The sequence below is a fragment of the Yoonia sp. genome, assembly GCF_046292185.1.
Lineage (GTDB): Bacteria > Pseudomonadota > Alphaproteobacteria > Rhodobacterales > Rhodobacteraceae > Yoonia.
Window position 1 is genome coordinate 1 of record NZ_JBKBQY010000093.1, and the last position, 13,371, is coordinate 13,371.

General features: G+C 60.5%; 17 protein-coding genes and 1 pseudogene. All 18 read right to left on the reverse strand.

Annotated elements, in window-relative coordinates; translation table 11 throughout:
• Positions 1–77: 77 nt before the first annotated feature.
• Positions 78–2,096 carry an NADH-quinone oxidoreductase subunit NuoG gene (gene nuoG / locus ACK4TM_RS14420; protein ID WP_409702472.1) on the reverse strand — a complete coding sequence of 673 codons (2,019 nt, stop codon included), beginning with the start codon at positions 2,094–2,096 and terminating at the stop codon, positions 78–80.
• 135 nt (positions 2,097–2,231) lie between these two features.
• The gene (locus ACK4TM_RS14425; protein WP_409702474.1) at positions 2,232–2,636 is read right to left on the reverse strand and encodes a DUF5333 domain-containing protein; all 405 of its coding nucleotides are present in this window, start codon (positions 2,634–2,636) and stop codon (positions 2,232–2,234) included.
• Positions 2,637–2,762: 126 nt separating this feature from the next.
• Entirely contained in the window at positions 2,763–3,173 is a 411-nt protein-coding gene (locus ACK4TM_RS14430; protein WP_409702476.1) for a hypothetical protein, read from the reverse strand.
• Positions 3,170–4,456 (reverse strand): NADH-quinone oxidoreductase subunit NuoF, encoded by a 1,287-nt coding sequence (gene nuoF, locus ACK4TM_RS14435; RefSeq protein WP_409702478.1) that lies wholly within the window; start codon positions 4,454–4,456, stop codon positions 3,170–3,172. Before nuoF ends, ACK4TM_RS14430 begins: the two co-directional genes overlap by 4 nt.
• On the reverse strand, positions 4,456–4,686 hold the full coding sequence (locus ACK4TM_RS14440) for a DUF5337 domain-containing protein (RefSeq protein ID WP_409702480.1): 231 nt from the start codon (positions 4,684–4,686) through the stop codon (positions 4,456–4,458). The genes nuoF and ACK4TM_RS14440 overlap by 1 nt, the downstream gene beginning before the upstream one ends.
• Positions 4,687–4,701: 15 nt before the next feature.
• A complete protein-coding gene (locus ACK4TM_RS14445; RefSeq protein WP_409702482.1) occupies positions 4,702–5,343 on the reverse strand; it encodes an NADH:ubiquinone oxidoreductase in 642 nt (213 codons plus the stop codon).
• A gap of 186 nt (positions 5,344–5,529) precedes the next feature.
• Positions 5,530–6,639 (reverse strand): NADH-quinone oxidoreductase subunit E, encoded by a 1,110-nt coding sequence (locus tag ACK4TM_RS14450; protein ID WP_409702484.1) that lies wholly within the window; start codon positions 6,637–6,639, stop codon positions 5,530–5,532.
• A complete protein-coding gene (locus ACK4TM_RS14455) occupies positions 6,639–6,761 on the reverse strand; it encodes a hypothetical protein (protein WP_409702486.1) in 123 nt (40 codons plus the stop codon). The genes ACK4TM_RS14450 and ACK4TM_RS14455 overlap by 1 nt, the downstream gene beginning before the upstream one ends.
• Positions 6,761–7,102: a hypothetical protein gene (locus tag ACK4TM_RS14460; RefSeq protein WP_409702488.1), complete on the reverse strand. Its 342-nt coding sequence runs from the start codon at positions 7,100–7,102 to the stop codon at positions 6,761–6,763. Before ACK4TM_RS14460 ends, ACK4TM_RS14455 begins: the two co-directional genes overlap by 1 nt.
• A gap of 48 nt (positions 7,103–7,150) precedes the next feature.
• The gene (locus ACK4TM_RS14465; RefSeq protein ID WP_409702490.1) at positions 7,151–7,342 is read right to left on the reverse strand and encodes a hypothetical protein; all 192 of its coding nucleotides are present in this window, start codon (positions 7,340–7,342) and stop codon (positions 7,151–7,153) included.
• A gap of 2 nt (positions 7,343–7,344) precedes the next feature.
• Positions 7,345–8,583 (reverse strand): NADH-quinone oxidoreductase subunit D, encoded by a 1,239-nt coding sequence (locus tag ACK4TM_RS14470; RefSeq protein ID WP_409702492.1) that lies wholly within the window; start codon positions 8,581–8,583, stop codon positions 7,345–7,347.
• A complete protein-coding gene (locus ACK4TM_RS14475; RefSeq protein WP_409702494.1) occupies positions 8,580–9,479 on the reverse strand; it encodes a sulfotransferase family protein in 900 nt (299 codons plus the stop codon). The genes ACK4TM_RS14470 and ACK4TM_RS14475 overlap by 4 nt, the downstream gene beginning before the upstream one ends.
• On the reverse strand, positions 9,480–10,091 hold the full coding sequence (locus ACK4TM_RS14480) for an NADH-quinone oxidoreductase subunit C (RefSeq protein WP_409702497.1): 612 nt from the start codon (positions 10,089–10,091) through the stop codon (positions 9,480–9,482). It lies immediately after the preceding gene.
• Positions 10,092–10,102: 11 nt separating this feature from the next.
• Positions 10,103–10,633: a NuoB/complex I 20 kDa subunit family protein gene (locus ACK4TM_RS14485; RefSeq protein WP_409702499.1), complete on the reverse strand. Its 531-nt coding sequence runs from the start codon at positions 10,631–10,633 to the stop codon at positions 10,103–10,105.
• Positions 10,624–10,956, reverse strand: coding sequence for an NADH-quinone oxidoreductase subunit A (locus ACK4TM_RS14490; protein WP_409702505.1), 333 nt, complete (start codon positions 10,954–10,956; stop codon positions 10,624–10,626). The genes ACK4TM_RS14485 and ACK4TM_RS14490 overlap by 10 nt, the downstream gene beginning before the upstream one ends.
• 153 nt (positions 10,957–11,109) lie before the next feature.
• On the reverse strand, positions 11,110–12,051 hold the full coding sequence (locus ACK4TM_RS14495; protein ID WP_409702501.1) for a hypothetical protein: 942 nt from the start codon (positions 12,049–12,051) through the stop codon (positions 11,110–11,112).
• Between the two features lie 72 nt (positions 12,052–12,123).
• Positions 12,124–12,903: a crotonase/enoyl-CoA hydratase family protein gene (locus ACK4TM_RS14500; protein ID WP_409702503.1), complete on the reverse strand. Its 780-nt coding sequence runs from the start codon at positions 12,901–12,903 to the stop codon at positions 12,124–12,126.
• A pseudogene (locus ACK4TM_RS14505) lies at positions 12,900–13,371 on the reverse strand (hydroxymethylglutaryl-CoA lyase); the annotation flags it as partial. The gene ACK4TM_RS14500 and the pseudogene ACK4TM_RS14505, both read right to left, overlap by 4 nt.

The following is a 13,371-nucleotide window of genomic DNA, read 5'->3' on the forward strand; positions in this document are numbered from 1 at the left end:
CAACAGGCCTTGCCCCAGAATGACCAGCACGATGCCAAGGTTGGTATTGGTGAAGAAATCAGCCATTCACGTCGTCCTTATTCCGCAGCCAATGGCGGTGATTTGCGCGCTTTGGCATTGGCGCTGAGTTCGGCCATCAGGCTTGAGGCCCGTGCAATCGGATTGGTCAGGTAGAAATCGCTGACAGCAGCGACAAAATCCGCCTTGCCGGGTTTGGCGGCTGGCAGCGGCTGCCAGTCGTTTTCGGCAACCTCGTCAATCCGGCCCAGATGCGGGTGCGCCGCGACGATTGCCTGCCGCAATTGCGCCATGCTGTCATAGGGCAATGTCGCACCCAATTCGGCCGACAGCGCGCGCAGGATCGCCCAGTTTTCCTTGGCCTCGCCCGGTGGGAAACTGGCGCGCAGGGCCAGTTGTGGCCGGCCTTCGGTGTTCACGAACAGCCCGCTTTCCTCGGTATAGGCGGCGGCGGGCAGGATGATATCGGCGCGGTGTGCGCCACAATCACCGTGGCTGCCCTGATAGATGACAAAAGCGCCCGGTTTGATCTCGATCTCATCGGCGCCCATGTTATAGACAACCTCTGCCCCATCCAGCGCCGCATCGATGCCGCCTTCGGTCACAGCGCCGACATCCATCGCGCCGACACGGCCAGCGGCGGTGTGCAGGACAAGGAATCCGGATTTCGTCTTATCGGCCAGTATCATCGCCTGGCTCAGCACCGCCTCGCCATCAGCCTCGCACAAAGCACCCATGCCGATGATGACAAGGCTGTCCATTTCGGTGACTTTCCCCATATCCTTGGCGGCGGTATCGACCAGCGCCTGACGGTCGCTGCCGACATGGATCACGTCATACGTCAGATCCGCATCTTGCCCGATCAGCCCGACATTGGCACCGCGCGCCCACGCCTTGCGAATACGCGCGTTCAGCACAGGCGCTTCCAACCGTGGATTGGTGCCGATCAGCTGGATCATCTGGGCGCTGTCGATATCTTCAATCGCCGCCGTGCCAACATAGGCGGACCGATTGCCAATTGGCAATTTCGCCCCGTCGGTGCGGCATTCGACGTTGCCGCCCTGCCCTTCGATCAGTTGTTTCAGGGCAAAAGCAGCCTCGACCGGGGCCAGATCGCCGACCAGACCGGCGATCTTCTTGCCCTTCATCGCCGCTGCCGCAGCCGCCAATGCCTCTGGCCATGTGGCTTTGCGCAGCTTGCCGTTTTCGCGGATGTAAGGCGTGTCCAGACGCTGCCTGCGCAGACCGTCCCAGACGAACCGGGTTTTATCGGAAATCCATTCCTCGTTCACGCCGTCATGGTTGCGCGGCAGAAAGCGCATGACTTCGCGGCCTTTGGTATCCACGCGGATGTTGGACCCCAGCGCATCCATCACGTCGATGGATTCCGTCTTGGTCAATTCCCACGGGCGCGCGGTAAAGGCATAGGGTTTCGACACCAGCGCACCGACAGGGCACAGGTCAATAATGTTGCCCTGCAGATTGCTGTCGAGCGTTTCACCTAAATAACTAGTTATTTCGGCATCTTCGCCACGGCCGGTCTGGCCCATCTGGGAAATGCCGGCGACCTCGGTCGTGAAACGCACGCAGCGGGTGCAGGAAATGCAGCGCGTCATATGGGTTTCGACCAGCGGGCCAAGGTTCAGATCCTCGGTCGCGCGCTTAGGTTCGCGGTAGCGGGAAAAATCGACGCCGTAAGCCATCGCCTGATCCTGCAGATCGCATTCGCCGCCCTGATCGCAGATTGGACAATCCAGCGGGTGGTTGATCAGCAGAAATTCCATCACGCCCTCGCGGGCCTTTTTGACCATCGGGCTGTTTGTTTTCACGACAGGCGGCTGACCTTCGGGGCCAGGGCGCAGATCCTTGACCTGCATCGCGCAGGAGGCTGCCGGTTTCGGCGGGCCGCCCACCACCTCGACCAGACACATGCGGCAATTGCCGGCAATGGACAGCCGTTCGTGATAGCAAAAGCGGGGGATTTCGATGCCAGCGAGTTCACAGGCCTGTATCAGGGTCATCGCCCCGTCAACTTCTACCTCGGTTCCATCGATGACGACTTTGCGCAGATCAGACATGGCGTGCCTTCTTGTTCCCGTCGCGCCGCGACCCGCAAGCAGGGTCGGCGCGTTGGTCGCGTTCTAGCGCGCAAGCGGCGATGATGCCAGTGGGATTGGCAAAAAACCCCGCAATTTGTCACAGATGCCGCGCGGTCAGCGCAAGAGCCAGCCAACGCGTGTATTTGCGGCAATTTGCGCATGGCCGACGGTGCAATAGCTGTCAGGTTCGCCCGCCACCGCGCCCAGATCGGCCAATTGCGCGCGCGCCATATTTTCCAGACGCCGCTTTTCCTCTTTGTCATCGATAAAGGCATCGATCTCGGCATCGGTATAACCCAGATCGCGCGCGGTGGTGCGCAGGGATTGCAGATAGCCGATCCCGCGCAGGGTGCGCGCGCGGATATCGCCGCATTGCCGCGAAATCTCATAGGCCATACCGACCTGAATGATCCCGTTGCGCACGGCGGGTTCGTCTTTCAACGAGGCCTGCGCCGACAAATTTCCGGCGAGCCCCACGGCGGCCAGCATCACCATCATGGCTGCGATTGTTTTTTTCATTCTGTCTTGCCTCTTGCATGGGCGCTCGGGACGGCACCCTTGGGCAGCAGAATGCGCCAATCGCAGCGTTATTCAATATCAAGGCACCGTGATCGGTCTTTTTTAGCCGATCCGCCGCGACTGATGTCAGACGGCCACAAGAAGCGCGCTGAGCGCAGAGTTCTGCAAGGCTTCGGCATCCGCCGCAGGGCAAAGATCACTCGTTTGCAGATCGACACGGTGTTTGGCAGCAAAGCTGCGCTGCATCACATCGGTTTCAAGTTCGATCCCGGTGCGCTGTGCTGCCGCCACCAGCGACCCCTGCCCTGCCGCGTTACGGGATTGGTTGATCATGGATTCCAGTTCCGCATCGAAACGGTAACGCGGGCAGTTGCGCGTCAGCGTCGTCGCGACAGCCACCGTCGCGAAATACTGCGGGACCGGCAATTGCAGCAATTGCCGGACCGCAGGATCGGACAAATCCCGTTGCGGCCCGCCACCCGTGGCGCAGGCCGCAAGGACCAGCCCGGCGGCAATTACAGCGGCGCGCCGGATCACTCTGCCGCGATGCCGGGGATGCGTTTATGCTTGATCCGGTCTTCGATCTCGTCGCGGAAATTCTTGATCAGGCCCTGAATAGGCCAAGCGGCGGCATCCCCCAGCGCGCAGATCGTGTGACCTTCGACCTGTTTGGTCACGTCAAGCAGCATGTCGATTTCCTCGACTGCAGCATTGCCTTCGACCAGACGCGCCATGACGCGCATCATCCAGCCGGTGCCTTCGCGGCAGGGCGTACACTGCCCGCAGCTTTCGTGTTTGTAGAATTTCGACAGGCGCCAGATCGCCTTGATCATATCGGTGGAATTATCCATCACGATCACCGCCGCAGTGCCGAGCGAGGACCCTTTTTCCTTGAGCGCATCGAAATCCATGATCGCGTCGCGCATGTTTTCACCGCGCACGCAGGGCACCGATGACCCGCCTGGGATCACGGCCTTGAGATTGTTCCAGCCGCCACGGATGCCGCCGCAATGTTTTTCGATCAGTTCCTCGAACGGGATCGACATCTCTTCTTCAACCACACACGGGTTGTTAACGTGGCCGGAAATCGCAAACAATTTCGTACCCGCGTTGTTCGGACGGCCCATGCCCGCAAACCAGCCGCCGCCACGGCGCAGGATCGTCGGCACCACGGCGATGGATTCGACGTTGTTCACCGTGGTCGGGCAGCCATACAGACCGGCACCGGCGGGGAATGGCGGTTTCATCCGTGGCATGCCCTTCTTGCCTTCGAGGCTTTCCAGCAAGGCGGTTTCTTCCCCACAGATATAGGCGCCTGCCCCATGGGTCAGGTAGATATCGAAATCCCAGCCGGATTTGCAGGCATTGGGGCCGACCAGACCGGCATCATAAGCCTCATCAATCGCGGCCTGCAGCGCCTCACGCTCACGAATATATTCGCCCCGGATGTAGATATAGCAGGCATGGGCGTTCATCGCGAAAGACGCGATCAGGCAGCCTTCGACCAGCGTATGCGGATCGTGGCGCATGATTTCGCGGTCTTTGCAGGTGCCGGGTTCGGATTCGTCGGCATTGACCACCAGATAGGCCGGGCGACCGTCGCTTTCCTTGGGCATGAAGGACCATTTCAGACCAGTGGGAAACCCTGCCCCGCCGCGCCCGCGCAGGCCAGAGGCTTTCATCTCATTGATGATCCAGTCCCGACCCTTCCCGATGATATCCGCAGTCCCATCCCAATGGCCACGGCTTTGCGCGCCCTTCAGACTGCGGTCATGCATCCCGTAAAGGTTGGTGAAAATCCGGTCTTTATCCTTGAGCATCAGCTTTCGCCCTTGTCGTTCCGGCGCGCGCGCCAGAGTTGAAATGTCTGCCACAGCGCAAAGGCGAAACCGCCAAGCGCTGCCAGGTCAAATAAGGCCCGCGTCCGGTTGGACCAGTCGTATTCGCGCCCGATGATGGTGACCAGCACCCACAGAACACCAACCGCCGCCACCGTCAACGCGATGCGTTGCCCGGCTTTGGCCTGCGCGGTGTCGCCATGCTGTGTCATATCGTCTGCCACCGGTTAATTTGCAACGCCCGCGATCAGTGTCTTGGCCTGTGCGACCCAGCCATCGCGTGTGGCGCGGCCCTTCACGCCTTCGACGTTTTCATCGATCCAGGCCTGTTCTGCAGGGGTCCAGGCAGCGATCTGGTCGAAATGATAGATACCGTGACCATTCAGCGTCTGTTCCATTTTCGGCCCCAACCCCCGGAGCAGTTTGAGGTTGTCAGCCCCGCCTGCACGCGGCGCGGGCAGCACGGGGGGCTTGCCCGATGCCGAAGGGGTTGCAGGGGTGACAGCAACCGGATCGGGTGTCGCGACAGATGTCGGTTCGGCAATGGGTTCCGGTGCCGGTTCTGGTGCCGGTTCTGGTTCGGCAATCGCTGTTGGCGCAGGCTCTGGCACAATGGCAGGGGCGACAACCGGGGGCGCGACCGGATCAGGCGCCGTGGTCGCATCCGCCTGCTTTTCTCCAAGAGGCTCCAACGGCGGTCGCCAGCCGAAATAAAGCGCGATCGCGGCGATGCCGCCGAAGATCACGCCCATGAAGACTGCCGCGCTGATCGAAAAGTCATAAAGCACAAGCGCCACGCCGGTGGCGACGATAAAGACAAGACCGGCAATCGCTGCGATCCCCATCCAGATTGGTGCCGTCGTTTTCATTCTCTCATTTCTCCCCTCAGGCGGTCGGTTGACGACCTTGCATTTCATTATCAGGTCCGGGGGCGACAGAATGTTGCGACCGGACCCATATGACATCTACCTGAAATGACGTCTTTGGGTAAATCTTTTGTGCAAAAGCCCGAAGACAGCCCCGACCACGTGCAGATTATGCATCCCGATCAGGCGTCAGGATGATTTTTGCGCCAAGGCAGCGGCCTGCCCGATCCAGTTGTCGCGGCTGATCCTGCCGCGTGCTTTGATTTCGGCATCGACCTCTGCGATATCGGCCTCGGACCAGTTGGCGATCTGGTGATAATGCCAGATGCCCAATGCGTTCAACTGGCGTTCCATTTTTGGCCCGACCCCGGTGATCAACTTCAGATCATCACCCTTGCCGCCTTCGGGGGCGGAAAGCGTGGTATCGGTCAGGTTTTCCGGCGGTTCAGGGTTGCGTTTTGACACGGGCTTGGCCTTGGAATCCGCTTGCGCTTCCTGCTTGGTTACGCCGGTTTCATCTGCGGGCGCATCTGCGGCGGGTTTGGGGTCTTTACGGGGTTTGGTGGCCTTGGGCGCGGCAGGCTGTTCGGCGGATTTGATCCACGGGGTCAGCAAGGGCACCTCTGTCCCGTCGATGCGTTTGATCGTATCACCGAGATCGACAGCGGCCTGCGCGCTGGCGTTATATTTCGCCTCGCCGGTGGTGAAATCCTTCAGCGTGGTCAGACCCGCCTTGGGTTCTGCCGCAAAACGGCCGTTCTGCGGGCCGGGGACCGGCACCTTGCCGGCGGCGAGCTCGTCAATGATTTCGGCCAGACGCGCGGCGGTCAGATCCTCGTAATAATCCTTGCCGATCTGGGCCATCGGCGCGTTGGCGCAGGACCCGAGGCATTCCACCTCTTCCCACGAAAACCGGCCATCGGCGGACAAGGTATGGGCCTTGTCCGCGATCTTGTCCTTACAGACGCCGATCAGATCCTCTGCCCCGCAGATCATGCACGACAGCGTGCCGCAGACCTGAATATGCGCAACCGACCCCACAGGCTGAAGCTGGAACATGAAATAGAATGATGCCACTTCCAGCGCGCGGATATAGGCCATGTCCAGCAGATTGGCGACATATTCGATCGCGGGGCGAGTCAGCCAGCCTTCCTGTTCCTGTGCGCGCCACAGGATCGGAATGATCGCCGAGGCCTGACGGCCTTCGGGGAATTTTTTCATCTGCGCTTTGGCCCAGGCCAGATTGGCATCGGTAAAGGCAAATGTGGCTGGCTGTTCGTGGTATAGGCGGCGTAACATCAGTTCATCCCGGTCATCATGACAGCGCCACTAGTCAGCGCAAGCAAAGCGGCGGCAAAAATTCCGCCGGGGTTCAGCCCACCCATTAGCACAAGCACGATTGCGGGCAAGCCGATTGACATCAGATGCAAGCGCCCGTGGTGACCCGGAACGATTGACCGTCTGGTCCGATTTCGCCACGCCCTTCGGTGCGCAACTCGGTCATGATGCGGGCCATATCCTGTTGCGACAAGGTCGCACTTGCCAGCACGGCAGAGGTATTGGCAGCGGTCAGTTCACAGCCATTCGCAGCGACGGCACTGATGAACCGTTCCTTGGATGATCCCGGGTTGACCGAAGGCGCCGGCGGGGCGGGGCGCGGCGTGACGACCGCGGCGGGCTGCGCCTGCGGTGCGGGCATCCCCATCGGATAGGCGCAGGCGGAAAGAGCGACGAAAGCAACGATCGGAAGGTGGCGGATCATAGGTTTTTCCTTTGAATTATCAAAATTATGCCGCAGCAGGTCGCAGGTTCATTCCTCGACGACCACGATACCTTGGCCAGTGATTTCACTCAGACCATAGCTTAACACTGCGACGGACAAAGCAATCCCTGCCACGCCGCCAAAGATGATACCGGCAACAGGCCGCCGAAACATCCGTGACACAAAGGCGGACAGGAAGAACCCTGTCGCGACAACTGCGCCCATGACGATCTGTTCCATCGTCATCTGTCGATTTCCCCGAACACAACATCCATCGTCCCGATGATCGCCGCGACATCGGCCAGCTGGTGGCCGGAGGCGATATAATCCATCGCCTGCAAATGCAGATAACCCGGCGCACGCAGTTTGGCGCGATAGGGTTTGTTGGTGCCATCGGCGACCAGATAGACGCCGAACTCACCCTTTGGTGCCTCGACTGCGGCGTAAACCTCGCCGGCGGGGACGTGGAACCCTTCGGTGTAAAGCTTGAAATGGTGAATCAGCGATTCCATCGATGTCTTCATCTCGCTGCGTGTCGGCGGGGTCATCTTGCCGCGCGCCATTACATCACCCTTTTCATGACGCAGCTTTTCGCAGGCCTGACGGATGATATGGGCGGATTGGCGCATTTCCTCCATCCGGCACAGGAACCGGTCATAGCAATCGCCGTTCTTGCCGACCGGGATCTGGAATTCGAATTCATCATAGCATTCATAGGGCTGCGACCGGCGCAGATCCCAGGCCAGACCCGATCCGCGCACCATGATGCCCGAAAAGCCCCAGTCCTGAATGTCCTGTTCGGTCACGACGCCGATGTCGCAGTTACGCTGCTTGAAGATGCGGTTTTCGGTCAGCAATCCGTCGATATCGTCCAGAACCTTGGGAAAGGTAACAGCCCAGGCGTCGATATCTTCGACCAGTCGATCCGGCAGGTCCTGATGCACGCCGCCGGGGCGGAAATAGGCCGCGTGCAGCCGTGCGCCACAGGCACGTTCATAAAACACCATCAGCTTTTCGCGCTCTTCAAACCCCCAGAGCGGCGGGGTCAGCGCCCCCACATCCATCGCCTGTGTGGTCACGTTCAGCAGATGCGACAGGATGCGCCCGATTTCGGAGTAAAGCACCCGGATCAATTGCGCCCGTCGTGGCACCACCGTGCCGGTCAGACGCTCGATGGCCAGGCACCAGGCATGTTCCTGATTCATCGGGGCGACGTAATCCAGCCGGTCGAAATACGGCAGGTTCTGCAGATAGGTGCGGCTTTCCATCAGCTTTTCGGTGCCACGGTGCAGCAGCCCGATATGCGGATCGCAGCGTTCGACGATTTCGCCGTCCAGTTCCAGCACCAGACGCAACACGCCGTGCGCGGCAGGGTGCTGCGGGCCAAAGTTGATGTTGAAATTGCGGATCTTCTGTTCGCCGGTCACAGCGTCAGTGGATCCGTCGTCATAGGCGCTGATCGGAATATCACCGTCCATCATGCTGTCATCCTCGCTTGATTATCTTGCCACCGCTGCGGCAAAGGGCCGACATTCTGCGCCACCCAGTCATATTGTACGCTTAACATCTGCAGCGCTTTGGGGCGCAACGCATCCTGCATCACCGCCTTTTGGCCGCCATGGATCACGCGGTCGCGCAACTTGTCCAACGGCGCGATCCCCAGAAAGTCGCAAAGCCGCGCAGCCCCGGCAGGTGTGAACAGATCCTCAAAGAACTGCACCAAAAGGCGATGCTGTGGAATGACGCGCCGCAGCCGTGCAATATTCGTCCTGTAATCACCGCGCGCAAAGGTCGGGGTATCGGTCCCACGGTCCAGCGTCCGGGACAGGACGGCATTCGCCTTTTTCGTGAAATCCGCGACATCGGGCTGCTGGCGATGCGCGATCATGCGGATATGCGACCAGAGCCGGTCCAGTGGATCGCGGATCAGATAGATGAACCTGGTCGTCGGGGTCAGGTGCAGCATTCGCGACAGCATGTCGTCGGGCAGCAAGCTATAGCTGGGGGTGACATCGCCGACGATGCGCGCATCCTCGCGCCCGTTCAGCAGCCATTTGCGATAGGCGAGATCATCACGACGATCCCCGCGCAGGACATTCATCAGCCCTGTCACCTCGTCGATCCGCCGTGCGATCTTGCGGGTCTGCCATGCGGGGCCTTGCGCATCTTTTTCTGCCTTCGTCGTCTGCAGGTCATTCACCTGCGACTGAAGCTGGGTAATCTGCCGATCCTGCACCGATTGTGTGAAACTGTCCCAATAATGCGCTTCTTTCACCGCAGGCATGGCGCAGTCGGGATGGGCGCTGAGATAGCGGTAAAGCCATGACGTCCCGGCCTTGGTCGCGCCCACACCGAAAAGAAGGACCGGCTGCGGCATTCAGCGCGCTTTCTTTTCGTTTTTCTCGTCGCCGGGCAGCACATATTGCGCGCCTTCCCATGGCGACATGAAATCAAACTGCCGGTATTCCTGCACCAGATTGACGGGTTCGTAGATGACGCGCTTTTGCACCTCGTCATAGCGGACCTCGGTATAGCCGGTGGTCGGGAAATCCTTGCGCAGGGGATGCCCGCGAAACCCGTAATCGGTCAGGATGCGGCGCAGGTCGGGATGGCCGGAAAACAGGATGCCAAACATATCGAACACTTCGCGTTCAAACCAATTGGCCGAAGGGTGTACCCCGATGATCGATGGCATCATGTCTTCTTCGCGGATCTCGACCCGGACACGGATGCGCTGGTTCTGATACATGCTCAGGAAATGATAGATCACGTCGAACCGTTTGGCGCGGCTGGGGTAATCCACCGCCGTGATATCGACCAGCGACGAAAACTGGCAGGCGGCGTCGGATTTGAGAAATTCCACAAAGCTGACCAACGACGACGGCATCACGGTCACCGTCAATTCGTCAAAGGCGATATCCCATGATTGTACGCAATCAGTGCGCTTCATCTCCAGATGCAGGGCCAGTTCTTGCAGGGCTTCGGTCATGATCTGTTCCTTCAGCGCGTGATGGTGCCGGTGCGGCGTATCTTACGCTGCAATTGCAGGATGCCGTATAGCAACGCCTCTGCGGTGGGCGGACAGCCGGGGACATAGATATCGACCGGCACGATCCGGTCACAGCCGCGCACCACGGAATAGCTGTAGTGGTAATAGCCACCGCCATTGGCACAGGACCCCATCGAGATCACATAGCGCGGTTCGGGCATCTGATCATAGACCTTGCGCAGCGCCGGTGCCATCTTGTTGGTCAGCGTGCCTGCGACGATCATCAGGTCGGACTGGCGCGGGGATGCGCGCGGGGCGGTGCCGAACCGTTCCAGATCATAGCGCGGCATGGATGTGTGCATCATTTCCACAGCACAGCAGGCCAGACCGAAGGTCATCCAGTGCAGTGACCCGGTGCGCGCCCAGTTGATGATATCGGCCGTGCTGGTCACAAGGAAACCCTTGTCCTGCAATTCCGCATTCAGCAATTGCGCGCCATGTTCCTTGTCGGCACCCACGGCGGTTCCGGTCATCACTCCCATTCGAGCGCCCCTTTCTTCCATTCGTAAGCAAAGCCGATGGTCAGCACGACCAGAAACACCATCATCGACCAGAAGGCTGTCATGCTGATTTCACCAAAGGCCACGGCCCATGGGAACAGGAACGCCACCTCAAGATCAAAGATGATGAACAGGATTGCGACCAGATAGAACCGCACATCGAATTTCATCCGCGCATCATCGAAGGCATTGAACCCGCATTCATAGGCGGACACTTTTTCGGGGTCAGGGTTGCGCACGGCCACAATCGCGGCGGCCAGGATCAGGATCAGGCCCAGCACGATGGCCAGCCCCAGAAAAATCATGATCGGCAGATAGTCAGACACAAGATCAGGCAAGCTGTGTTCCTTTCAAAAAGGCACGCGACACAGCGCGCCCCTTGTTGGCTACACGCTCCATACCGCTGCGCCCGTCAAGGGTCAACCAACCGCGCTGTCACAACTGCGCATTTGCATCGGCTATTTTGCGCGATCCGCCACCGGTTCGGAAGGCGACAAAACCAGCCCGGCCAGCGACAGAAATGACACCCCATGCGCCAGTCCATTGGCCCGCTCTGGCCGTCCCGTGATCCGGTCGGCCACTTCGGTCAGCGTGTCGCCCTGTTGGTCGGTCAGCCAGTAATGCAGATACATGCCGGGGGTGAAATCGCCCGGTATCTCGGAAAGCTGCACGCGACAGCCGCCCGGGTGCGCGATAAAGCGGAACGCCGAAACGCTCAGCGACCCACACGGCAGCAACAGCATGACGGCATGGCTGTCCGGCCCGGACTGCAGGATCTTGGCCGTGACTCGCGCCACCAGCGGCTGTTCGGCGGCATCAGGATCAATCTCATGGCCCGAACAGATGGCCACATCGAACAAACCCTGCGCATCGGCCTGCCCGGTCAGGATGCGCCCCCGTCTGGTCTGCGGCTGCAGCGCATATTGCTGGCGCGCCACCGATACCGAACAGGCCAGATCGATTTGCGTATGGATCGGCCGCCGGATCACCGGACCCGCAAAGCTGAGCAGTTTCAACAGCGGTGCAAGCAAGGCCATTGCCAGCCCGGTGCCGATCAGCCCAGCGAGTGCCCCGAGTACCATTGCGGATTGCGCATGTTCTACCGGGGCCAGCGCGCCCAGATCACGCAGGAAGGGCAAGGCGCACACCAATCCGGTCAATGCCGCCGACAGCGCCATGGTTTCATCCGCCACATTGGGAAACAGCACGATATGTAAAGTCACCAACGCCGCGATCCCCACAATCGCGAGGCTGGCAAAATGCACCGGCACAGGGCCATTCCCTGCCAGCCAGACGGCAGTGATCACTACCATGGGCAGCAGCGCACAGAATGCCCACAGCCTGCGCAACCGCCAAAGACGATAGGTCATCTGTTCCGCATTGGGCCATTCAAAGGGCATGGGGCATCCTTTCTGCCCCGCCAGAAGACCCGGCAATTCGGTCAGAAGTGAGACGGGATCAAGACCATTCCCCTACGCCAGACCCGGCCATTGTGGCAAACGTTTGGCAAAAAAGGCGGCAATCCCCTCCTCCGCCTCCGCCCCGCTCCAAGAGGTGATCAGCGCGTCGATGGACCGCGCGATGGTCGCGTCATCAATCACCGGGCCAAGGCTGCGGGCATAGGCTTTCGCGGCTGCCACCGCCTGCGGACCGCAGTGCAGATAGGGTTCCACCTCGGCCGCGATGGCGCTATCAAGCGTTTCTGCCGGAACGACCCGTGCCAGAATGTCCAGATCTGCCGCCTCTTCCGCGTCAAATATCCGCGATGACATGAACACGCGCCGCGCCCTCGCCGCGCCCATCCGTGCGATCACATAGGGGCCGATGGTCGCGGGGATCAGCCCCAGCCGCGTCTCGGTCAGGCCAAAGCGCGCGCCTTTGGCGGCAATCGCCACGTCGCAGACACAGGCAAGCCCGACGCCGCCACCAAAGGCATTGCCGTGGATTCGCCCGATCAACGGCTGTGGCAAAGTATTCAGCGCCTGCAACATCCCGGCCAGCGATCCCGCCGCCGCCCGCCGTTGCGCGTCATCACCCGCCATCTGGTCGCGCATCCAACCCAGATCGCCGCCTGCGCAGAATGTCGGCCCCTCTGCCGCCAGCACTACGACGCGAATTCTGCGATCCGCCGCAATCCTTGCTGCCATCGCGGTCAGATCATCGATCATCGCCTGCGACAACGCGTTGTGTTTTTCAGCCCGCGTGAGGGTCAGCCGCGCCACGCCGCGCGCATCCACGTTCAGATTGATCATCGCATCCTCCTTGCCATGCTTGCCGCCTGCCCGATGATGGCGGGATCGACGCCGGTGGTGAAGCCTTCGGCATGCAGCATGTCCAGCAACGCCTCGGTCGCGACATTGCCGGGCGCGCCGGGGGCATAGGGGCAGCCGCCCAAGCCGCCGACCGCGCTGTCAAAGGCGCGCAGTCCTTTGTCCAGCGATGTGGCGATATTGGCCAGCGCCTGGCCGCCGGTATCATGAAAATGTCCGGCCAGTTCAGCCGCTGGTGCAACATCCAGCACCGCATCCAGCATCGCCGCCACGGTCGCAGGCCGGCCCGCGCCAATCGTATCGCCCAATGACAGGGGCATCGGGGCCAATTTGCGCAGCGCGGCTGCGAGTTTTGCCACCGCCTCTGGCCTCACAGGTCCGTCAAACGGGCAATCGGTGACGCAGGAAATATAGCCGCGAAGACCCACGCCCGCCGCTTGTGCCGCTGCG

Coding starts and splice junctions, on each gene's coding strand:
- ACK4TM_RS14470 (WP_409702492.1), bottom strand. CDS start 8,583: ATGATGGACGGTGATATTCCGATCAGCGCCTATGACGACGGATCCACT.
- ACK4TM_RS14465 (WP_409702490.1), bottom strand. CDS start 7,342: ATGGAACAGATCGTCATGGGCGCAGTTGTCGCGACAGGGTTCTTCCTG.
- ACK4TM_RS14460 (WP_409702488.1), bottom strand. CDS start 7,102: ATGATCCGCCACCTTCCGATCGTTGCTTTCGTCGCTCTTTCCGCCTGC.
- ACK4TM_RS14500 (WP_409702503.1), bottom strand. CDS start 12,903: ATGATCAATCTGAACGTGGATGCGCGCGGCGTGGCGCGGCTGACCCTC.
- nuoF (WP_409702478.1), bottom strand. CDS start 4,456: ATGCTCAAGGATAAAGACCGGATTTTCACCAACCTTTACGGGATGCAT.
- ACK4TM_RS14495 (WP_409702501.1), bottom strand. CDS start 12,051: ATGCCCTTTGAATGGCCCAATGCGGAACAGATGACCTATCGTCTTTGG.
- ACK4TM_RS14490 (WP_409702505.1), bottom strand. CDS start 10,956: ATGATTTTTCTGGGGCTGGCCATCGTGCTGGGCCTGATCCTGATCCTG.
- ACK4TM_RS14440 (WP_409702480.1), bottom strand. CDS start 4,686: ATGACACAGCATGGCGACACCGCGCAGGCCAAAGCCGGGCAACGCATC.
- nuoG (WP_409702472.1), bottom strand. CDS start 2,096: ATGTCTGATCTGCGCAAAGTCGTCATCGATGGAACCGAGGTAGAAGTT.
- ACK4TM_RS14485 (WP_409702499.1), bottom strand. CDS start 10,633: ATGGGAGTGATGACCGGAACCGCCGTGGGTGCCGACAAGGAACATGGC.
- ACK4TM_RS14425 (WP_409702474.1), bottom strand. CDS start 2,636: ATGAAAAAAACAATCGCAGCCATGATGGTGATGCTGGCCGCCGTGGGG.
- ACK4TM_RS14480 (WP_409702497.1), bottom strand. CDS start 10,091: ATGACCGAAGCCCTGCAAGAACTGGCCCTGCATCTGGAGATGAAGCGC.
- ACK4TM_RS14475 (WP_409702494.1), bottom strand. CDS start 9,479: ATGCCGCAGCCGGTCCTTCTTTTCGGTGTGGGCGCGACCAAGGCCGGG.
- ACK4TM_RS14450 (WP_409702484.1), bottom strand. CDS start 6,639: ATGTTACGCCGCCTATACCACGAACAGCCAGCCACATTTGCCTTTACC.
- ACK4TM_RS14455 (WP_409702486.1), bottom strand. CDS start 6,761: ATGTCAATCGGCTTGCCCGCAATCGTGCTTGTGCTAATGGGTGGGCTG.
- ACK4TM_RS14445 (WP_409702482.1), bottom strand. CDS start 5,343: ATGAAAACGACGGCACCAATCTGGATGGGGATCGCAGCGATTGCCGGT.